The sequence below is a fragment of the Nocardioides kongjuensis genome, assembly GCF_013409625.1.
GTDB classification, from domain to species: domain Bacteria; phylum Actinomycetota; class Actinomycetes; order Propionibacteriales; family Nocardioidaceae; genus Nocardioides; species Nocardioides kongjuensis.
Map to the genome: position 1 here is coordinate 2384150 of NZ_JACCBF010000001.1, position 20169 is coordinate 2404318.

The following is a 20169-nucleotide window of genomic DNA, read 5'->3' on the forward strand; positions in this document are numbered from 1 at the left end:
CGATGCGACATGATGTCTCGTATGCGATACACCCGAGAGCTCGCCTACGACGCCCCGCCCGAGGAGGTCTTCGCGATGCTCGCGGACCCCGCGTTCCGGGAGAAGGTCGGCGCCGCCCAGGGCGTCGTGTCCATCGACGTCACCCTCACCCCGGCCGGGGCCGGCTTCACCCTGGTCAGCGACCAGGTGCAGAACACCGCCGGACTGCCCGCGATCGCCAAGAAGATCGCCGGCGACACCACGCAGGCCGTCATCACGGAGTCGTGGAAGGACGCCGGCTCCGGCACCATCGAGATCACCGCCCCCGGCAAGCCCACCAGGGCGACGGGGACGATCCGGCTCTCGGCCGCGGGCGGCGGCACGACGTACGTCCAGGAGCTCGACGTGGTCGTCAAGGTGCCGCTCATCGCGGGCAAGCTGGAGAAGCTGATGGCAGACAACATCGACGCAGGCCTCACGACCGAGCATGCTGTGGGCGTGGCCTGGCTGAAGGGAGACCGCTGAGATGGCGACGAAGCTGAAGCACGAGATGACGTACGACGCCCCCGCGATCGAGGTCGCGGCGATGCTTTCCGACCCGGTGTTCCGCGAGACGGTGTGCCGCAACCAGCGCGCGACGTCGTACAGCGTCGAGATCGAGGGCAACGTCGACGCGAAGGCCGTGCGGATCGAGATGGAGCAGCCGACCGACAAGGTGCCGGCGTTCGCCAAGAAGTTCATCGGCGAGACCACCACGATCGTGCAGACCGAGACCTGGGCGAGCCCGCTGAAGGCGAGCGTGACCGTCGGTATCCCGGGCAAGCCCGGAGAGATCAACGGCAGCGCGACGCTGGTCGAGGTCGACGGCGTCACCAAGGAGACCGTCGAGCTGGAGATCAAGGTCAAGATCCCGCTCGTCGCCGGCAAGATCGAGGAGCTGCTGGCCAAGCTGCTCGGCAGCGCCCTGCGCGCCGAGGAGCGCACCGGCAAGGAGTGGCTCGCGAGCTAGGGCGCGCCTCCCACGTCGTCGTGCCGGGGCTCGTGCCCCTCCGCCGCGTCGAGGTCCTCGTCGGCCTCGGCGCGGCGGCGCACCGCGATCACGATCCCCAGCACGAGGAACGGCCCGAACGCGAGCACGATCGTGGCGATCTGCTCGACGGGGTGCAGGGCACCGAGATGCAGCGGGATCACGGGGCCCATGGTCCCACTCAGTCCTGCTTGTCCTTCGCGGACCCCTTGCTGGTGGACTTCGTCGTACGACGCCCGCGGGGCGCGCGCTGCCGGCTGGCCGAGGACAGGTCGATCAGCTCGTCGAGCGCCTCGCGCAGGCAGGCGCCCAGTACCTCTGCGTCGGGGATCCAGTCCCGGTCGGCGGTGATGCCGTAGTAGACGCCGCCGTCGTAGGACGTCACGCCGATCGCCAGGGGGTGCCCGGGCGTGAGCGGCGGGACCGGGTAGCTGGCGAGCATGCGGGCGCCGGCGGCGTACAGCGGGGCCTGCGGCCCGGGGACGTTGGTGACCGAGAGCTGGTAGCCGCGGCGCAGCTCGACGGAGGCGACGCGCGAGCCGATGGCGTGGAAGGTGGTCGGCGCGAAGCCGGCGATGCCGGCGAGCCGGTTGGCAGCCACGCTGCGGCCGGTGTCCTTGTGGGCCTGGAAGGAGTAGGACACCTGGTGCAGCCTGACCACCGGGCTCGTCTCGCCGATCGGCAGGTCGACGAAGTGGGCGGCGATCTGGCTGCCGAGAGAGGTCGCCTCGAGCTCCTCGTCGATGACCGAGACAGGGACGACGGCGCGCACCTGGCGCAGCCCGCCCATCGACTCGGAGCGGGTCATCAGCCAGGCCCGGAGGGCGCCGGTGACGGTGGCGAGGATGACGTCGTTGACGGTGCCGCCGTGGGCCTCGCGGATCCGGCGGTAGTCGGCCAGGCGGGTCTCGACGGTGACGACGCGACGCTGCTGGGAGAGCGGGCCGTTGATGACCCCACGCGTCTTGGGACGGCGACCGGTCGCCGCGGCGAGGAACGAACGCGCCCGCTCGCTGCGCTGGTCGGCAGTGCGGGCCAGGGCCCGGGAGCCGGTGCGGACGGTGTCGAGGAGCTCGCCCGGGTCGGTGAGGTTCTCGCGCACGGCCGTGGCCAGCAGGTTGGCCGGGTTGGGCGAGCGGCGCGGCTGCCAGTCGTCGGGCTCGAGCGCGCGCGCCTCGGGCTGCAGGTCGAGCAGCAGCTGGCCCAGGTCGACGGTGTGGACGCCGTCCACCAGCGCCTGGTGGGTCTTGGAGAGCAGCGCGACCCGGCCGCCCTCGAGGCCCTCGACGAAGTAGATCTCCCACAGCGGGCGGGTGCGGTCGAGCGGTCGGGACACGATCCGCGAGACGAGCTCGAGGAGCTGGGCGGAGGTGCCGGGCCGCGGCAGCGCCGAGCGTCGTACGTGGAAGCCGATGTCGAACTTCTCGTCGTCGACCCACACCGGGTTGGCGAGGTGCCCCGGCACCGCCTGCAGCCGCTGGCGGTAGCGCGGCACGAACGCGATCCGGTCGCGGATCAGCCCGACGAGACGGGCGTGGTCGAACGCGTCCGGGCCCTCACCGGGATCGAAGATCTCGATGGTCGCGTTGTGCTGCGGGGTCTCCGCCGACTCCTGCTCGAGGAACGTCAGGTCCCGTGGGCGTACCCGATCCACCACGTGGTTCCCCAACCTCTCTGGTCGGATCCCTGAAGCCGACGCCCAGCCCCATCCGGACGTCTTGGGATCACATGAGATTCTGGCAGACGACATCGATCATCCGTGGATTCGTCCGCGGATGTTCTGCGACAGGAGGAACCATGCAGCGGCTGCCACGGCGTGCCCTGGGTACGGCGCTCGCCGGGATCGTGCTCCTCGCGACCGTCACGGCCTGCGGGTCCGACGACAAGGCGGGCTCGACGGACGAGGTCGTCACGGTCGACATCACGGTCGAGAACGGCGAGATCAGACCGTTGGGCGACCGGGTCGAGGTGGCGGCCGGCCAGCCGGTCGACCTCGTCGTCACCGCCGACACCGCCGGCTCGCTGCACATGCACTCCGACCCCGAGCAGGAGTTCGCCTACGACGTCGGGACCAAGACGTTCCCGATCACGATCGACCGCCCGGGCGTGATCGAGGTCGAGTCGCACGACCCGCCGCAGATCATCGTCCAGCTCGAAGTCCGATGACTCCACTCTCCGGCACCGTCGAGGCCCACGGCATCGGCGGCCAGGCCGACCTGCCGATCTCGCTCGAGCTCGCCGTGTCGGGGGCGGTCGCGGCGCTCGTCGTCTCCTTCACCGTCCTCGTCGTCGCCTGGCAGCGTCCGCGGTACGACGGCGGCGCCCACCCCGGTCGCCCCGCCCCCGCCTGGCTGGACCGGGTCACCGGTTCGGCGGCGTTCCCGGTGGTGCTGCGCCTGGTCGGCATGGTCGTCGCACTCTTCACCGTGTTCACCGCGGTGCTCGGCCAGAACACCCTGACCAACCCGTTCTTCGGCATCTTCTACGTGTGGTGGTGGGTCGGCCTGGTCTTCGCCTCCGCGCTGCTCGGCCCGGTGTGGCGCGCGATCAGCCCGGTCCGCACCATCAATGCCGGCATCGCGAAGCTCGCCGGCAGCGACCCCGACGAGGGCCTGGTCCGCTACCCGGAGTGGCTGGGGCTGTGGCCGGCGGCGCTGGGCCTGTTCGCGTTCGTCTGGCTCGAGCTGGCCTCCACCCATCCGACCGAGCTCGGCAGCGTGCGCCTGTGGTGCGCGGTGTACGTCGGCGCGATGCTCATCGGCGGCGCCGTCTTCGGCAACCGCTTCTTCGAGAACGCCGACCCGTTCGAGGTCTACTCCTCGCTGGTCGCGAAGCTCTCGCCGTGGGCCCGGGTCGACGGCCGGCTGCTGCTGCGCAGCCCGCTGGCGAACCTGTCGACCATCCCGCCCACGCCCGGCCTGGTCGGTGTCGTCGCCGTCCTCTTCGGCAGCACCGCCTTCGACTCCTTCGCGGAGTCGTCCTTCTGGGTGAAGACCTACCAGAACGCCTCGGTCAGCAAGTTCCTGCTCGACAACGTCGCGCTGGTCGCCTTCTGCCTCACGGCGGGGCTGCTGTTCAGCATCGGCAGCGCCCTGACGCCCTCACGGGCCGACGTACCCCGCCGTCAGCTGGCCCGTCACTACGCCCACTCGATCGTGCCGATCGTGCTCGGCTACATCGTCGCGCACTACCTGACGCTGTTCATCGACGTCGGCACGCAGACGCTCGCGCGCGCCAGCGACCCGCTGGGCAAGGGCTGGGACATCCTCGGTACGGCGGCCGTCGAGCCGTCGTACTGGTTCTCCTACCACCCCGAGGTGCTGGCCACGATCAAGGTGCTGGCCGTCGTGGTCGGGCACGTGGTCGCCGCCGTCGCCGCGCACGACCGGGCGCTGAGCCTGCTGCCCAAGCGCGACCAGGTCACCGGCCAGCTGCCGCTGCTGTTCGTCATGGTGGGCTTCACCGCCGGCGGGCTGTTCCTGCTGTTCAGCTCCTGACGGAGGGTGCCCGACGACGTCATGCGGGCGATCCCGCCATCGCATCGAGCAGCCGTGCGACGGCCCGGGTCAGCGCGGACTCCCCGGACTCGACGAGCAGCCGCCCGGCGACCAGCGCCCGGTCGACGGCGGCCTGGTCGTCGGGCAGGAAGTGCACGCCGAGGTGGGCTCCGAAGCCGGTCAGCATGGCGACCACGTCAGCCTCGCGCCACCCCAGGGTGGCCCGCATCCGGTTGACGACGACGCGCACCCGCGGGTCGGGGACGTGCTCGTGGAGGTCGGTGAGGGCACGGGCCAGCCGGGCCAGCCCGACCGGGTCGGCGGAGCCGACGAGGACCACCTCGTCGGCGACCTCGACGGCCTCGCGGGTCAGCCCGTTGCGCTCGGGACGGGCGGTGACCTCGCCGAGGTCGGGCTCGAGGCTGAAGCCGGTGTCGAGCACGACCTGGCCGTCCTCGCGGGCCCGCTCGACGATCGCGGTGAGGGTGCCGGGGCGCAGCTCGACCCAGCGGTCGGGCCGGGGCAGCCCGGTCAGCACCCGCAGCTGGTCGGAGAGCCGGCGCTGCACGGTGACGAAGCGGTCGTCGAGGGTGCCGGCGCCCACCAGGCGGGCCGCCGAGAGCAGCCCGGAGACCTCGTCGAGGACGCCCAGCTGCTGCGCGACCGCGCCGCCGTGGGGGTCGGCGTCGACGAGCAGCGTGGTCAGCCCGCGGCGGGCGAGCTCGCCGGCCAGGGCGCTCGCGAGGGTGGTGCGGCCGGGCGCTCCCCCGGCTCCCCACACGGCCAGCACCCGGCCTGCGGGACCACCCACCGGCCGGGGTGCCGGGTCGAGGAGCGGCGGGGCGTCGTAGGACGGGACGGGGTGGGTGGGATCGGCCGGCAGCGCGGCGACCAGGTCGGCGAGCTCGGCGACCCGGTCGGCGGCCAGGACGGCCGCCACGCCGATCCGGGCCGCCCGCGGTTGCGCGAGGTCGGGATCGGGAGCCACGCCCACCACCCGGACGCCGTGCTGCAGCAGGTCGTCGACCACGCCGTGGTCGAGCCCGGGCAGGTCCGTCGCGACCACGGCCACGTCGGCCTGGCCGGTACGGGCCGCAGCCATCAGGTCGGCGACGTCGACGCACCGCTTGAGCAGCACGGTCGCGGGGTGCTCGTTGAGCGTGGTCAGGGCGCGCGACTCCCACGCGGCACCGGAGGAGACCAGCAGGACGACGCTCACGCCGGGCACGGCGGCCTCACGAGCGCTCCAGGATCCGGATCACCGGGTCCTGCAGGGTGCCGAGGAGCAGCTCGAACTGCGCCGCCCGGTCGTCGTCGACCGCGACGACCAGCTGGCGTGCGCCGGTGACGGCGAACGTGTCGTCGTACGCCGGTGCGGCGACGACGGTGACACCGCTCAGTGCGGGCCCGTCGGCCTTGTCGGTGCCCGGCTGCGAGCCGTCGGTCAGCCACACGTCGACAACGGAGCCCGCAGTGACGTCGGGCGGCACCCGGTTGGGGTCGACCTCGAGCGGCACCCGCAGCATCGCCTCCTCGTCGGCAGGCCCGACGGCCGAGCGGGCCAGGAGCTCGCCCTCGCCCACGGCACGGACCAGGACGAGGTCGTCGGGCACGGGGTCGTCGGCGTTGAAGTAGCGCTCCAACGTCGCGTCGTCGGTGAAGCGGACCCGCTGGACGACGAGGTCGCCGGCGGCGACCGGCGTACCGGCGCCCCGCTCCCCCGTCATCGCCCACACCGTCACGGTGTCGTCGGCGGCCGCCATGAGCCGAGCTCCGAGGACGACCGAACCGGTCACGAGCAGCACGCCGAGCCACAGCCGGGGATCACGCCAGACCGGCCGCGCCACGCGTTGTGCGGGCGGAGGGACAGGCGTGCCCACGGAACTCCCGAGATCCCGAGTCACCGGGACATCATGCAGTGCGAACCGCGCGGCGTCACCCGGCCGTCCACAGGTGCCCCGTGGCCCGGGCTGCGGAGCTCGGTGCCGGATGCGACGATGGGGCCATGCCCGACCGTCCCGGCCAGCCCGGCAGCCCGCGGTTCCTGACGCTCGCCGACGTCGCCGAGGTGCTCAACACCTCGAGCGCGCAGGTCTACGCGCTGGTCCGCCGCGGCGAGCTGCCTGCCATCAAGATCGGCGGGCGCGGGCAGTGGCGGGTGGAGGCCAGCCGGCTCGAGGACTACATCGCGCAGCAGTACCGCCACACCGAGCAGTACGTCGCCGAGCACCCGTTCGTGGAGTCCGAGGTCGACTGACCCGCTACCCCTCCTCGCCGTCGAGGGTCACCTTGACCTTCTTCTCCTTCGCACCACGGGTGATCGTGAACTCGATGGTCTGACCGGGCTGGTAGGTCCGGATGGCGACGATCAGCGCGGTGCCGTCGGCGACCCGGCTGCCGTTGACGCGGGTGATCACGTCGCCGCGGTGGAGGCCGGCCTTCTCGGCGGGGCTGTTCGCGATGATCTCGTCGAGCTCGGCCCCTTCGCCGGACGGCTGGCCGCCGGTCTTCACCTTGGCGCCGATGACGGGGTACTGCGCCTTGCCGGTCTTGAGGATCTGGTCGGCCGTGACCCTGACCTGCTCGACCGGGATCGCGAAGCCGACGCCGATGTTGCCGGCCTCGGAGTCGACGGATCCGCCGCCGGCCGTGGCGATGGCGGAGTTGACGCCGATCACCTCGCCCTTCTGGTTGACCAGCGGGCCGCCCGAGTTGCCGGGGTTGATCGCCGCGTCGGTCTGGATCGCGTCGATCCAGGACGAGTCCTCGGCCGTGGAGCCCGTGGTGACGGGGCGGTGCAGGTAGCTCACGATGCCGGAGGTGACCGTGTCGGGCAGGTTCAGCGGGGAGCCGATCGCCACGACCGGCTCACCGACCTGCAGCTTGGCGGCGTAGCCGAGCTTGGCGGGCTTGAGGTTGTCGTGCTTCTTCACGTACAGCACGGCGAGGTCGTAGATGGGGCTGCGGCCGACCACCTCGGCGTCGTACCGGTTGCGGTCGTGGTCGACCACGACGATCGGCCCCTTGTCCTTGGCAGCCTCGGCGACGACGTGGTTGTTGGTGACGATGTGGCCGTCGCCGTCCATGACCCAGCCCGAGCCGGTCGCGCCGGCGGCCTCGCCGCCGTACTCGGCGATGATCTGGACCGTGCTGGGCAGCACGGCCTGGGCGACGTCGGCGACCGAGCCGGGCGCCGCCAGCGGCGGGTCCTTCTCGAGGTCGACGCCGGCGAGGCCGTCGCCGGAGTAGCCGGGTCCGGACGGGGAGTCGGCCGAGATCTTGTCGTAGGCCAGCGCGCCGAGCAGGCCGCCGCCCAGGCCGACCACCAGCGCGATCGCGGCCACGACGGGGATCACCCAGCCGGCTGGCCTCGTGCCGCGCTCGGCGCTCGGCGCGGGCATCCGCACGGTCAGGTCGGGCGCGGCGGGAGGAACCGGCCCGGGCGTCGGCGGGGGCGGCATCAGCGACGGGGCGAGACCCGGCAGTGGCGTCGTCGGCTCGGGAGCCGCGTCGGGGAGCGGCGCGACGCCGGGCGACGGCGGCGCCCACTGGGTGTGGGCCGGCTCGGGAGCCGGCTGGGGCTCCGCGGTGGTCTCGGACGACGGCACGTCGAGCGGCGCCAGGGGCGCGAGCGGCTCGGTGGGCTCGTGGTCGGGGTCGTGCGCGTCGGTCACGGGACCATCATGTCCGATCGCACCACACCGGCCCGCGACAGGGACGCAGGCCGGTGGTCAGGGCAGCATCCGGCGCAGCGGCACCGTGTCGAACGGTCCGTGCACGGGGATCCGGGCGGTCCCGGTCGAACCGGAGGGCGACGGCACGGTCTTGTTGATCTGGGTGACCGGGGGCCGACGGTCGGCGGGCGGGGCGGACCCCGGTGCGAACCCCAGGGCGAGCACGCCGAGCATGGCCGCACCGATGGCGCTGCCGCCGATCATCACCGCGCCCGTCGTACGACGACTCGGTGCGTGCCGCTCGGGGCCGAGCAGCGCCTCACCGGGAGGCATGCTGAGCAGGGAGCCCTTGAGGTCGGAGGACGCGCCGCGCTCGGCGCCGCACAGCCCGGCGAGCCGGGTCTTGACCCAGCCCTCCCGCTCGACGAGGTCACGGCAGGCGTGGCAGGCGTAGACGTGGGCCCACGCCTCCTCGGTGTCCCGAGCCGAGAGCTGTCCGTCGAGGAGCGCGCTCACCCGGTTGCCGAGGTGGCCGATCACGTCGCGACTCCCCCGCCGACGGCGAGCGGCGCGGGCCCGGCGTACCGGGTGCGACCGGCCGCAGGGGCCCGGTGGGCGAGCGCGGAGCGCAGCAGCGCGCGCCCGCGGTGGATCCGGGAGCGGACGGTGCCGAGCTTGGCGCCGAGGATCTCGGCGATCTCCTCGTAGCTGAGACCCTCGATGTCGCACAGCACGACGGCGGCGCGGAAGTCCGGGGGCAGGGCGGCCAGGGCGGCCGCGACGTCGTCGTCGAGCATCTGGTCGGCGTACGCCAGGTCGGGGGCGGGCGAGGCGCTCGCGAGGCGGGCGGCACGCTCGTCGGAGAGCGCGTCGAAGCGGATCCGCTGCTTGCGGCGGGCCTGGTCGAGGAACAGGTTCGTGGTGATCCGGTGCAGCCACCCCTCGAACGTGCCGGGGGTGTAGGTGTGCAGCGAGCGGAAGACGCGCACGAAGACCTCCTGGGTGAGGTCCTCGGCGTCGTGGCGGTTGCCGGTCAGGCGCAGCGCCAGGCGGTAGACGCGGTCGGAGTGCTCCTCGACGATGGTTCCCCAGTCCAGGTCGGACTGCCCCTGCCCCGTGGGCTGGGGACGGGGATCGACGGGCTCCTTCATGGTGGCCTTCTTCCGCTGGATCCTTGCCAACTGCATTGGTGCGGCCTGGCTCCTCTCACGGTAGGGGTGGGAACTGAGCGTTCCCTGTGAACTCCCCAATCATTGGCCCCAACGATCGGCGACGAGCGGGTGTTCCCGGCGACGTCCACGGTCCCGGGGCTCCTCCACACTAGGCTGGCCCCCGTGGCTCCGACACCGATCAACGCGACCAGCTGGACCTTCGCCGACACCTACGTCGGGGAGGACGACGTCCTCGCCGCCGCGCGCACGCGTGCCGAGGAGGTCGGCGTGACCCCGATCGGCGCCGGCACCGGAGCCACCCTGCGCTTCCTCGCCGCGGCGCTCGAGGCGCGCGCCGTGGTCGAGATCGGCACCGGGACCGGCGTCTCCGGCGTGTGGCTGCTGCGCGGCATGCGCCCCGACGGCGTGCTGACCACGGTCGACGTCGAGGCCGAGCACCAGCGCCTGGCCAAGGAGTCGTTCAAGGACGCCGGGTTCGCCCCGCAGCGGGTCCGGACGATCGCGGGCTCCGCGCTCGACGTGCTCCCCCGGCTGACCGACGGCCACTACGACATCGTGTTCGCCGACGGCGACAAGCGTGAGTACGGCGCCTACCTGTCCGAGGCACTGCGCCTGCTCCGCCCCGGCGGCGTGGTCGCGTTCGACAACGCCCTGTGGCACGACCGGGTCGCGGACCCGGCCCAGCGCGACGACGAGACGGTCGCGATCCGCGAGCTGGTGCAGCAGGTCGCGGCCACCGACGGCCTGGTCCCGGCGCTGCTGCCCGTCGGCGACGGTCTGCTGGTCGCCAAGAAGGAGTGGGTCCCGGAAGCGGACTGACCGGGCCCGCCGCGGCCCGCTCGCCCCTCGCCGGGCAGTGGGTCGAGTGGTAGGAAGGGGGGTGAGCCTCGGCCCCCGAGCCGGCCGGGAGAAACGAGTGCGCCATGACCAGCACCGGGACCACCGCGCCGCAGCACCTCCTCGAGGACCTCGAGCCCGTCGTCGCGACCAACCTCGACCGGCACCTCGCGATCGCGCAGGAGTGGCACCCGCACGACTACATCCCCTGGAGTCGTGGTCGTGACTTCGCGATGCTCGGCGGCGAGGACTACTCCCCCGAGCAGTCCGAGCTGTCGGACGTCGCCAAGGCGGCGATGTTCACCAACCTCCTGACCGAGGACAACCTGCCGTCGTACCACCGCGAGATCGCCACCCGCTTCGGCCGCGACGGTGCCTGGGGCACGTGGGTCGGGCGGTGGACCGCGGAGGAGAACCGGCACGGCATCGCCCTGCGCGACTACCTCGTCGTGACCCGGGGCGTGGACCCGGTCGAGCTCGAGCGGGCGCGGATGGACTACATGACCACCGGCTACGACTCAGGCGACAAGACCGCGCTCGAGGCGGTCGCCTACGTCTCGTTCCAGGAGCTCGCCACGCGGGTCTCGCACCGCAACACCGGCAGGGCCACCGGCGATCCCGTCGCGGACGCCCTGCTCGCGCGGATCGCCAAGGACGAGAACCTGCACATGATCTTCTACCGCAACATCGTCGCGGCGGCGCTGGACATCGCCCCCGACGAGACCATGCGCGCGATCGCCGACGAGGTGATCGGCTTCGAGATGCCGGGCGCCACCATGGCCGGGTTCCGCCGCAGCTCGATGATGATCGCCAAGGCGGGCATCTACGACCTGCGGCTGCACCACGACGAGGTGATCATGCCCGTCCTGCGCCACTGGGACGTCTTCGGCCGCTCCGGGCTCGGTCCCGTCGGCGAGCAGGCACGCGAGGAGCTGGGCACCTTCCTCGCGGCACTCGACGAGCAGGCGACCGCCTTCGTCGACCGGCGCGCGGAGCAGCGCGCCCGGCAGGCGGCGGGCTCCGGGGAGCCACAGGTCATCGTGACCTGAGCGTGGCTCTCAGCCGATGCCCGCCACCGGGTCGGCCGAGCCGAGCCACGACAGCAGCAGCCGGGAGCCGAAGCCCGAGGGACCGACGGTCCACTCGTGCCACTCCTTCTCCACGTCGCCGACCGAGGCGATGTCGAGGTGCGCCCACGGCACGTCGCCGACGAACGGCTGCAGGAACAGCGCGGCCGTGATGGCGCCGGGGCCGCCGGGGTCGTTGGACGCGTCGGCGACCTTCGAGGCGAGCTTGTCCTCGTAGCCGCGGTAGAGCGGGAAGCGCCACAGCGGCTCCCCCGACCGGGCGCCGGCGGTGTCGAGGGCGGCGGCGAGGGCGTCGTCGTTGGCGAACAGGCCACCGACCTGCTGGCCGAGCGCGACCTTCACCGCACCGGTCAGGGTGGCGACGTCGACGACGACGGCGGGGTCGAGCTCGGCGACGGCGTATGCCAGGGCGTCGGCGAGGACCAGCCGGCCCTCGGCGTCGGTGTTGCCGACCTCGGTGGTGCGTCCGCCGCGGTGGGTGATCACGTCGCCGGGGCGCAGCGCGCTGCCGGAGATGGCGTTCTCGGCGGCGGCGACCAGGCCGATCACGCGGACCGGGCAGTCGACGTCGGCGAGGGCGGCCATGGTCGCCAGGACCACGGCACCGCCGGTCATGTCGCGCTTCATCGAGCCCATCGAGGCGGCGGGCTTGATGGACAGCCCGCCGGTGTCGAAGGTGATGCCCTTGCCGACGAGGACGACGACCGGGAGCTTCTTCGCCGCGCGGGCCGAGACCCCGGCCGGGGTGTAGTCGAGGCGGATCAGGCGCGGCGGCGTCGCGGAGGCGGCGCCGACGGCGAGGATGCCGCCGAAGCCGTCGCGGGCGAGGTCGCGCTCGTCCCAGATGCGTACGTCGAGGCCGCTCGCCTGCGCGATCTCCTCGGCCTGCGTGGCCAGCCAGGCGGGGTTCTTCAGGTTCGACGGGACCGTCGCCAGCAGCCGGGAGCGCCAGCCGGCGCCACCGAGGGCCACGGCGCGCTCCAGGGCGGCGCGGTCGGTGCCGGCGGCGGACAGCACCACGCGGCGCACGGGCTGGTGCTCAGGGCCGGTCGAGCGCCAGTGGAAGACGAACGAGCCGAGCATGGTGCCGGCCACGAACGCCTCGAGCGCGATCGGGTCGTCGGGCGAGGTGTCCTCGGCGACGGCCGGGATCGAGGTGACGACGGCGGCGCGGTCGCGGGCGGCCCTGGCCATCGCGGCGCCCGCACGGCGCAGGTCGATCGGGCGAGCAGCGCCCACCCCGACGAGCAGCACCACGCGCAGGGCCGGGTTGCTCGGCGTACCTTCCGGCACGGGAACGACCGCCACCTCGGCGCTGGCGCCGGTCAGGCCGTGGACCTCGGCGATGCCCACGAGGTCCATGCCGAGCTCGTCGGCGAGCTCCGCGGCACCGGGGCCGAGCAGCAGGCCACCGTCGTCGCCCGGCAGGACCGGTAGCGCGACGACGTCGACGCCCTTGATGGAGCCGGGGAGCAGCTCGCTCGCAGCGAACTCGGGAGGTGAGACCTGACCCGGCAGGACCGGGCCTGCGTCAGCCGATGACATTCTGGAGCGCGTCGCCCAGAGCGGCAGCCTCCTCGGCGTTGAGCTCGACCACGAGCCGGCCACCACCTTCGAGCGGGACGCGCATCACGATGCCGCGACCCTCCTTGGTGACCTCGAGCGGACCGTCGCCGGTCCGAGGCTTCATCGCCGCCATGCGGCACCCCTCTTCCACTACCTCTGCGATCCGCCGGAGCCCTGTGCCACCGACTGTGCGCAGGATCATTATTCCCCATGCCCCACCAGCAGCGCAGTCGAGGGAGGATGCTCGTCAGCGGTCGGCGGTCAGCACGCCGTCCACGAAGTCGATGACGCTGTCGTGCTCGTCGCCGTCGAAGCGCGCCATCGCGCGGCCGATCGGGTCCTCGACCCGGCCCGACGGCAGCGTCACGACCGGCACGCCGTCGGACCCGCTGCGGGTCGACCAGGCAGCACCGGGCACGGCCCGGACCAGGACCTCACCGAGGTACGCCCCGGCTGCCCAGACCTCGGCCTGGTCGGCCGCCGGTCCGTGGCCGGGACGGCGCGACCACTGGTCGAGCGAGGACTCCACCTGGTCGACGCTCTCGACGGAGAAGTCGAGGATGTCGGTGCCTGCGGGGTGCTCGGCCGCCCACTTCTCGGCGATCACGCGGACCAGGCCGGTGGGTGCCGGCCCGCTGTCGGGTACGACGTCGGGACGCTCGCCCTCCATCTCGCGTGCCAGCCGCGAGAGGAGCAGGTCGACCTCCGACATCCGGTAGCCGCGCAGCGCGAGGGAGAAACGCACCCGCCGCAGGTCCTCGGCCCGCACGGGGCGGGCGGCGGGGACCAGGGCGTCCGGCCGGTCGTCGTACGCCGGCGCCATCGGCTCCCCACGCCCCGAGGCGAGCAGTGCCACCCCGCCCATCGCGAGCACGATGAGGACGGCGAACACCCACATCATCGGGTGGGACATCGACACCTCAGCCGTGCTTCTCGCGGGCCGCGACCATCAGCGCCACGGCCTCGTCGACGTCGTCGGTGAGGGTGAGCATGTCGAGGTCCGCCTGCTTGATGCGGGCGTCCTCGAGCATCGAGCCCTGCATCCAGTCGAGCAGGCCCTGCCAGTGCTCCACGCCCATCAGCACGATCGGGAACTGGGTGATCTTGAGGGTCTGGGCGAGCGTCATCGCCTCGAACAGCTCGTCGAGGGTGCCCAGTCCGCCGGGGAGCACGACGTAGCCCTGGCTGTACTTCACGAACATCATCTTGCGCACGAAGAAGTAGCGGAAGTTGAGCCCGAAGCCGACGTAGTCGTTGAGCTTGGCCTCCCAGGGCAGCTCGATGCCGAGGCCGATGCTCTCGCCGCCGGCCTCCGTCGCACCCTTGTTGGCGGCCTCCATCGCGCCGGGTCCGCCGCCGGTGATGACCGCGAAGCCGGCCTTCACCAGCGCGCTGCCGACCCGCACCCCGATGTCGTACGCGGGGTGCGTCGGCGGGATCCGCGCCGAGCCGAACACGGAGATCGCGGGACCCACCTCGGCCAGGTCGTTGAACCCCTCGACGAACTCGGCCTGGATCTTCAGCACCCGCCAGGGGTCGGTGTGGACCCAGTCGGCGTCACCGGTGGTGTCGAGCAGCCGCTGGTCGGTGGTGGATCCCTCGGGACGGCCCGCGCTGGGGCGAGGTCCGGGTCCGCTGCGCCTGGTCATGCCTGCTCCTCCTGGGGCTTGGTGAGCCACTGCCGCAGCTGCTGCTCGCAGCGCACGATCTGGGCAACCTCGACGTGCTCGTCCTGCTTGTGGGCCAGCATCGGGTCGCCGGGGCCGTAGTTGACTGCCGGCACGCCGAGCACGGTGAACCGGGCGACGTCGGTCCAGCCGAACTTCGGGGCGACCTGCCCGCCGACCGCCGCGACGAAGGCCTTCGCGGCGGGCCGCTCCAGACCGGGCAGTGCGCCGGGAGCGGTGTCGGTCAGGGTGACCTCGAAGCCGGCGAAGAACTCCTCGACGTACGCCAGCGCATCGGCCTCGGAGCGGTCGGGGGCGAAGCGGAAGTTGACCGTGACCACGCACTCGTCGGGGATCACGTTGCCCGCGACGCCGCCCCGGATGCCGACCGCGTTGAGTCCCTCGTGGTACTCCAGCCCGTCGATGACCGGCCTGCGCGCCTCGTACGCGTTGAGCCGGGTGAGGACCTCGGCCGCCCCGTGGATCGCGTTGACCCCGCGCCAGCTGCGTGCGGAGTGGGCCCGCTCGCCGCGGGTGCGGACCTCGACGCGCAGGGTGCCCTGGCAGCCGGCCTCGACGCCGGCGTTGGACGGCTCCATCAAGATCGCGAAGTCGGCCTCGAGCAGCTCGGGGTCGGACTCCCCCAGCAGCCGCAGGCCGTTGTAGAGCGACTCGATCTCCTCGGCCTCGTAGAGCACGTACGTCACGTCGTGGACCGGCTCGGTCACGGTGGCGGCGAGCCTGAGGATGACGGCGTCGCCGCCCTTCATGTCGCAGGTGCCGAGGCCGTGCAGGATGCCCGCCGCCTCGTCGTACCGGCTCGGGAGGTTGTCGTTGACCGGCACCGTGTCGAGGTGCCCGGCGATGACGACGCGGCTCGGGCGGCCGAGGTCGGTACGTGCCACGACCGTGTGCCCGCGCCGGACGACGGTGAGGTGCGGCAGCGTCCGGAGCGCGGCCTCGACGGCGTCGGCGATCTCCTGCTCGTCGCGGCTGACCGACTCGACGTCGACCAGCTGGCGGGTCAGGGTGATGACATCAGTGGTCAGGTCGAGCTGGGTCGGTGAGCCGGGCACAGGTGACAGTCAACCAGCGTGCCGGGCAGCACCGGCCGACCGGTGCCCGTGTCGCTGTGGCCCGACCCGGCTCAGGCGCTCTCCTCGCGGGCCCAGCGTCGCTTCGGCTTGCCGACGTGGCGGCAGACGGTGCGAGTGATGTAGTCCCACGGGTAGTAGCGGTAGGTGCACCGGAACCTCCCCTGCCGGAAGGTCGTCCGGTATGCCTGGCACTCGCCGCCGGTGTCGTTGGCGTGGGCGCACTCGCTGCTCTCGTACTGTGCCTGCCCGATGTCACCGGCGTCGGCGATCAGGCGCTTCGCGAACCGGCAGGTCATCCCCTGTGCCTCGAGGACGTACTCGACGTCCTCGACGCAGGTGCGTCCGGCCGCCCGGGCGGGCGCGGCGACGACGGACAGGGTCGCGCCGACGAGCGCGGTGAGCACGGCGAGCTGGATCCAGCGCACGAAGGTCCCCATGCGGCGGACGCTAGCGGATGCGTCCGCGCGGTGTCCGGCGTTCGCCGCGGGCGAGGGTGTGCATACGGACGTCGTCGGGCGGATGCACGACGGCCGGCCGTGACCTGCGAGGTCATGACCGGCCGTCGGCTCGATCAGCCGCCGCTCAGGCGAGTGCGACCGCGATGGCCGCCTTCTCCCCGTCGCCGACGACGACCTCGGTGGCGCCGGCGGGCGCCTCCTCGGCCACGGCGTACGACGTCGCGAGGGTCTCCCCCGCGATCAGAGCCTCGTGGGCGCGAGCCGCGGCGAGCACGGCCGCGGTGCCGGAGACCACGAGCTCGATCCGGTCGGTGACCTGGAAGTCGGCATCGCGTCGCGCCTGCTGGACGGCACGGACCAGGTCGCGGGCCAGGCCCTCCTCGGCGAGCTCGGGGGTGACGACCGTGTCGAGGACGACGAAGCCACCGCCGGGCAGCATGCCGGTGGCGGTGCCCTCGGCGGCGTCTCCGGCGACGGTCTCGAGCGTGTACTCGCCCTCGACCAGCGCCAGCCCGCCGGCGACCACGGCACCGGACGCGTCGACCGACCAGTCGCCGGACTTGGAGCCCTTGATGGCGAGCTGGACGTCCTTGCCGAGGCGGGGACCGGCGGCCCGGGCGTTGACGGAGAGCTTCTGCTCGACGCCGTAGCCGGCGGCCTCGTCGGAGTCGGCGCCCACGAGCCGCACCGACTTGAGGTTGAGCTCGTCGGCGACGATCGCGGCGAACGGCTCCAGCGCGGCCGGGTCGGACACGACGACGGTCAGGCCGGACAGCGGCAGCCGGTTGCGCAGCTTGGCGGCCTTGCGCAGCGCGGACGTGGTCGAGCAGACCTCGCGGACCTCGTCCATCGCCGCCACGAGGGCGTCGTCGGCCGGCAGCGCGGACACGTCGGGCCAGTCGGCCAGGTGCACCGAGCGACCTCCGGTCAGGCCACGCCAGATCTCCTCGGTGGTCAGCGGCAGCAGCGGGGCGACGGCCCGGCAGACCACGTCGAGGACGGCGGCGAGGGTCTCGAACGCCTCCGGCTTGCCCTCCCAGAACCGCTCACGGGAGCGGCGGACGTACCAGTTGGTCAGCACGTCCAGGAAGGACCGGGTCGTCTCGCAGGCGTCGGCGATCGCGTAGTCGTCGAGCTCGGCGGTGAGCTTCTCGACGTACTGCCGGGTCTTGGCCAGCAGGTAGCGGTCGAGCGGGTCGGTCGAGTCGGTGCGGCCGGTGGCGGTGTACTGCTCGGCGTTGGCGTAGAGCGCGAAGAAGTACCACGTGTTCCACAGCGGGATCATCACCTGGCGCACGGCGTCGCGGATGCCCTGCTCGGTGACGACCAGGTTGCCTCCGCGCAGGATCGGCGAGGCCATCAGGAACCAGCGCATCGCGTCGGCGCCGTCGCGGTCGAAGACCTCGGAGACGTCGGGGTAGTTGCGCAGCGACTTCGACATCTTGTTGCCGTCGGAGCCGAGCACGATGCCGTGGCTGATGCACGACGAGAACGCCGGCTTGTCGAACAGCGCCGTGGCCAGGATGTGCAGCGTGTAGAACCAGCCGCGGGTCTGGCCGATGTACTCGACGATGAAGTCGGCCGGGAAGTGCTGCTCGAACCACTCGGAGTTCTCGAACGGGTAGTGGACCTGCGCGAACGACATCGAGCCCGAGTCGAACCACACGTCGAGGACGTCGGCGACGCGGCGCATCGTCGAGCGACCCGTCGGGTCGTCCGGGTTGGGGCGGGTCAGGTCGTCGACCCAGGGCCGGTGCAGGTCGGGCTGGCCCTGCGCGTTGAGCGGCAGCCGCCCGAAGTCGCGCTCGATCTCCTCGAAGGAGCCGTAGACGTCGATGCGGGGGTACGCCGGGTCGTCGGACTTCCACACCGGGACGGGCGAGCCCCAGAACCGGTTGCGGGTGATCGACCAGTCGCGGGCGTTGTCGACCCACTTGCCGAACTGGCCGTCCTTGATGTGCTCGGGGACCCAGCGGATCTCCTGGTTGAGCTCCGCCATCCGCTTCTTGAACGCGGTGACCTCGACGAACCAGCTGCTCACGCCCTTGTAGATCAGGGGCTCGCGGCAGCGCCAGCAGTGCGGGTAGGAGTGGTCGTAGGTCTCGCGGCGCAGCAGCACGGTGCCGGGCGTCACCGCACCGGTGCCGGCCTTGAGGTCGTCGATGATGTGCGGGTTGGCGTCGAAGACCAGCATCCCGGCGTACTCGGTGACGGGTGCCGTGAACCGGCCGTCCTTGCCGACCGGCATGACCGCCTCGATGCCCTCGCGGTCGGTCACCTCCTTGTCGACCTCACCGAACGCGCCGGCGCTGTGCACCAGGCCGGAGCCGTCGGTGGTGGTGACGGCCTCGTCGGCGGCGACCACGCGGAAGGCGTTCTCGTGGCCGGCGAAGTAGGAGAACGGCGGGGCGTAGGTGAGGCCCAGCAGGTCGGAGCCCTTGCCCCGCCAGGTGATCGTGGGCTCCTCGCCCAGCTCGCGGGCGTAGGCCGACAGCCGGGCCTCGGCCAGCACGAACCGCTCGCCGTCGTGCTCGACGACGACGTAGTCGATGTCGGAGCCGACCATGACCGCGAGGTTGCTCGGCAGGGTCCACGGGGTCGTGGTCCAGATCAGCAGCTTGGCGCCCTGGAGCTCACCGGGGGTCGTGACGTCGAAGCCGACGGTGACCGCGGGGTCCTGCCGCATCTGGTAGACGTCGTCGTCCATCCGCAGCTCGTGGTTGGACAGCGGGGTCTCGTCGTTCCAGCAGTAGGGCAGCACACGGAAGCCCTCGTAGACCAGGCCCTTGTCGAACAGGCTCTTGAAGGCCCACAGCACCGACTCCATGAACTCGGGGTTCATGGTCTTGTAGTCGTTGTCGAAGTCGACCCAGCGCGCCTGGCGGGTGACGTAGTCGCGCCACTCACCGGTGTACTTGAGCACCGACGCCCGGCACGCGTCGTTGAACTTGTCGATGCCCATCTCGACGATCTCGTCGGTCGTCTTGATGCCGTTGAGGCGCATCGCCTCGAGCTCGGCGGGCAGGCCGTGGGTGTCCCAGCCGAAGCGGCGCTCGACGCGCTTGCCGCGCATCGTCTGGTAGCGCGGCACGATGTCCTTGACGTACCCGGTCAGCAGGTGACCGTAGTGCGGCAGGCCGTTGGCGAACGGCGGGCCGTCGTAGAAGACGAACTCGTTCTCGCCGTTGGCGCCGGGGTCGCGCTGCTCCACGCTCGCACGGAAGGTGTCGTCCTCGGCCCAGTAGGCGAGCACGCCCTCCTCGATGCGGGGGAACCGCGGCGAGCTCGGGACGGCACCCTGGCCGGCGGTCGGGTCGGTGGTGACCTTCGGATAGGTCATCGGGCTTCGGTCTCCTGCGTCTGGGATTTCGTTGGTTGAGCTTGTCGAAACCCAGGGACGATCCTCAGGACCGCGGTACCACCCTGCTTGTCCCGCTCGGGGACCACTTCGTTCACGGCTGTGACGGGCCTGCCCGCCGGGTTCTACTGACCCCCGCCGACTGGTGGTGGCTTTCTTCCCGGAGCTCGCCGCTGATGACGGCTCGAACGCTGTGCGCCAAGCGTACGGCGAGCGGCCGCCGTAGGGGAAACCGGATTGCGCGCTGGCCTACGGTGAGCCCATGACCGGCGAGCTGGCGAACCTGCGCGAGTACCTCACCCACTACCGCGAGACCCTGGAGCGCAAGTGCGCCGGGCTGACGCCCGAGCAGCTGGCGACCCGCTCGGTGCCGCCGAGCTCGATGAGCCTGCTGGGCATGGTCCGGCACCTGGCGCGGGTGGAGCACTTCTGGTTCCAGCGGGCGCTGGTCGAGGTCGAGGGCGAGCGGCTGTACGACGACGGGGACGCCGGGTTCGCCGTCGTCGAGCCGACCGAGGCGGCGGTGAGCGAGGCGTGGGCGGCCTGGCGCCACCAGGTCACGCTGGCCGACGCGTGGCTGGACCGGCTGACCGACGAGGGCCTGGGCCAGGTGGTGACCTTCCGCCAGGGCACCGAGACCTCGAGCATCCGCGACATCCTGCTGCACATGGTCGAGGAGTACGCCCGGCACTGCGGCCACGCCGACCTGCTGCGCGAGTGCATCGACGGCGTCACCGGCGAGTGAGCCC

General features: G+C 72.1%; 22 protein-coding genes. 8 read left to right on the top strand and 14 right to left on the bottom strand.

The features are described 5' to 3' along the window. Positions 1 to 21: 21 nt before the first annotated feature. Both BJ958_RS11385 and BJ958_RS11390 read left to right on the top strand, forming a co-directional pair. On the top strand, positions 22 to 504 hold the full coding sequence (locus tag BJ958_RS11385) for a DUF2505 domain-containing protein (protein ID WP_179726941.1): 483 nt from the start codon (positions 22 to 24) through the stop codon (positions 502 to 504). Position 505: 1 nt separating this feature from the next. Beyond that, on the top strand, positions 506 to 988 hold the full coding sequence (locus BJ958_RS11390; protein ID WP_179726942.1) for a DUF2505 domain-containing protein: 483 nt from the start codon (positions 506 to 508) through the stop codon (positions 986 to 988). Here BJ958_RS11390 and BJ958_RS11395 read toward each other — a convergent pair. Beyond that, positions 985 to 1170 (bottom strand): hypothetical protein, encoded by a 186-nt coding sequence (locus tag BJ958_RS11395; RefSeq protein WP_179726943.1) that lies wholly within the window; start codon positions 1168 to 1170, stop codon positions 985 to 987. The two genes, BJ958_RS11390 and BJ958_RS11395, sit on opposite strands and share 4 nt — an antisense overlap. A gap of 17 nt (positions 1171 to 1187) precedes the next feature. Beyond that, positions 1188 to 2660 carry a wax ester/triacylglycerol synthase family O-acyltransferase gene (locus tag BJ958_RS11400; RefSeq protein WP_273520545.1) on the bottom strand — a complete coding sequence of 491 codons (1473 nt, stop codon included), beginning with the start codon at positions 2658 to 2660 and terminating at the stop codon, positions 1188 to 1190. 143 nt (positions 2661 to 2803) lie between these two features. Between BJ958_RS11400 and BJ958_RS11405 the strand changes: the two genes are divergently transcribed. Further along, on the top strand, positions 2804 to 3172 hold the full coding sequence (locus BJ958_RS11405; protein ID WP_179726945.1) for a hypothetical protein: 369 nt from the start codon (positions 2804 to 2806) through the stop codon (positions 3170 to 3172). Continuing rightward, the gene (locus BJ958_RS11410) at positions 3169 to 4503 is read left to right on the top strand and encodes a hypothetical protein (protein WP_179726946.1); all 1335 of its coding nucleotides are present in this window, start codon (positions 3169 to 3171) and stop codon (positions 4501 to 4503) included. Before BJ958_RS11405 ends, BJ958_RS11410 begins: the two co-directional genes overlap by 4 nt. Positions 4504 to 4522: 19 nt before the next feature. Here the strand turns inward: BJ958_RS11410 and BJ958_RS11415 are convergent, their stop codons facing one another. Together BJ958_RS11415 and BJ958_RS11420 are read right to left on the bottom strand one after the other, a co-directional pair. Next, positions 4523 to 5722, bottom strand: a complete 1200-nt coding sequence (locus BJ958_RS11415) for a nucleotide-binding protein (RefSeq protein ID WP_179726947.1) — start codon at positions 5720 to 5722, stop codon at positions 4523 to 4525. Positions 5723 to 5738: 16 nt separating this feature from the next. After that, entirely contained in the window at positions 5739 to 6350 is a 612-nt protein-coding gene (locus BJ958_RS11420; protein WP_179726948.1) for a hypothetical protein, read from the bottom strand. 158 nt (positions 6351 to 6508) lie between these two features. Between BJ958_RS11420 and BJ958_RS11425 the strand changes: the two genes are divergently transcribed. Next, positions 6509 to 6760, top strand: coding sequence for a helix-turn-helix domain-containing protein (locus tag BJ958_RS11425; protein ID WP_141797979.1), 252 nt, complete (start codon positions 6509 to 6511; stop codon positions 6758 to 6760). A 4-nt stretch (positions 6761 to 6764) separates the two neighbouring features. Here the strand turns inward: BJ958_RS11425 and BJ958_RS27810 are convergent, their stop codons facing one another. From BJ958_RS27810 to sigE, 3 genes are read right to left on the bottom strand one after another with little or no spacing between them, the layout of a single operon-like run. Then, positions 6765 to 8177 (bottom strand): trypsin-like peptidase domain-containing protein, encoded by a 1413-nt coding sequence (locus tag BJ958_RS27810; protein ID WP_179726949.1) that lies wholly within the window; start codon positions 8175 to 8177, stop codon positions 6765 to 6767. A 57-nt stretch (positions 8178 to 8234) separates the two neighbouring features. Further along, complete coding sequence (locus BJ958_RS11435) at positions 8235 to 8717, bottom strand: anti-sigma factor (RefSeq protein WP_179726950.1); 483 nt, start codon at positions 8715 to 8717, stop codon at positions 8235 to 8237. Next, the gene (gene sigE / locus BJ958_RS11440) at positions 8714 to 9328 is read right to left on the bottom strand and encodes an RNA polymerase sigma factor SigE (RefSeq protein WP_246319036.1); all 615 of its coding nucleotides are present in this window, start codon (positions 9326 to 9328) and stop codon (positions 8714 to 8716) included. Before sigE ends, BJ958_RS11435 begins: the two co-directional genes overlap by 4 nt. 183 nt (positions 9329 to 9511) lie before the next feature. Here sigE and BJ958_RS11445 point away from each other — a divergent pair, with 183 nt between their 5' ends. Both BJ958_RS11445 and BJ958_RS11450 read left to right on the top strand, forming a co-directional pair. Continuing rightward, complete coding sequence (locus tag BJ958_RS11445) at positions 9512 to 10168, top strand: O-methyltransferase (RefSeq protein WP_343052644.1); 657 nt, start codon at positions 9512 to 9514, stop codon at positions 10166 to 10168. Between the two features lie 104 nt (positions 10169 to 10272). Next, positions 10273 to 11235, top strand: a complete 963-nt coding sequence (locus BJ958_RS11450; RefSeq protein WP_179726952.1) for an acyl-ACP desaturase — start codon at positions 10273 to 10275, stop codon at positions 11233 to 11235. Between the two features lie 9 nt (positions 11236 to 11244). On the opposite strand, the gene BJ958_RS11455 is transcribed toward BJ958_RS11450, so the two are convergent. From BJ958_RS11455 to ileS, 7 genes are all read right to left on the bottom strand, one after another. Beyond that, on the bottom strand, positions 11245 to 12819 hold the full coding sequence (locus tag BJ958_RS11455) for a leucyl aminopeptidase family protein (protein ID WP_179726953.1): 1575 nt from the start codon (positions 12817 to 12819) through the stop codon (positions 11245 to 11247). Further along, positions 12806 to 12973 carry a DUF3117 domain-containing protein gene (locus BJ958_RS11460; protein WP_141797973.1) on the bottom strand — a complete coding sequence of 56 codons (168 nt, stop codon included), beginning with the start codon at positions 12971 to 12973 and terminating at the stop codon, positions 12806 to 12808. Before BJ958_RS11460 ends, BJ958_RS11455 begins: the two co-directional genes overlap by 14 nt. A 114-nt stretch (positions 12974 to 13087) precedes the next feature. Next, complete coding sequence (locus tag BJ958_RS11465) at positions 13088 to 13753, bottom strand: DUF6278 family protein (RefSeq protein WP_246319037.1); 666 nt, start codon at positions 13751 to 13753, stop codon at positions 13088 to 13090. A gap of 7 nt (positions 13754 to 13760) precedes the next feature. Beyond that, positions 13761 to 14489, bottom strand: coding sequence for an LOG family protein (locus BJ958_RS11470; protein ID WP_179726954.1), 729 nt, complete (start codon positions 14487 to 14489; stop codon positions 13761 to 13763). Beyond that, complete coding sequence (gene dapE, locus BJ958_RS11475) at positions 14486 to 15583, bottom strand: succinyl-diaminopimelate desuccinylase (RefSeq protein ID WP_343052646.1); 1098 nt, start codon at positions 15581 to 15583, stop codon at positions 14486 to 14488. The genes BJ958_RS11470 and dapE overlap by 4 nt, the downstream gene beginning before the upstream one ends. Before the next feature lie 71 nt (positions 15584 to 15654). Continuing rightward, complete coding sequence (locus BJ958_RS11480) at positions 15655 to 16041, bottom strand: hypothetical protein (protein WP_179726955.1); 387 nt, start codon at positions 16039 to 16041, stop codon at positions 15655 to 15657. 145 nt (positions 16042 to 16186) lie between these two features. Then, entirely contained in the window at positions 16187 to 19402 is a 3216-nt protein-coding gene (gene ileS, locus BJ958_RS11485; RefSeq protein ID WP_179726956.1) for an isoleucine--tRNA ligase, read from the bottom strand. A 280-nt stretch (positions 19403 to 19682) separates the two neighbouring features. Between ileS and BJ958_RS11490 the strand changes: the two genes are divergently transcribed. Further along, entirely contained in the window at positions 19683 to 20165 is a 483-nt protein-coding gene (locus tag BJ958_RS11490; protein WP_179726957.1) for a DinB family protein, read from the top strand. Positions 20166 to 20169 lie beyond the last annotated feature (4 nt).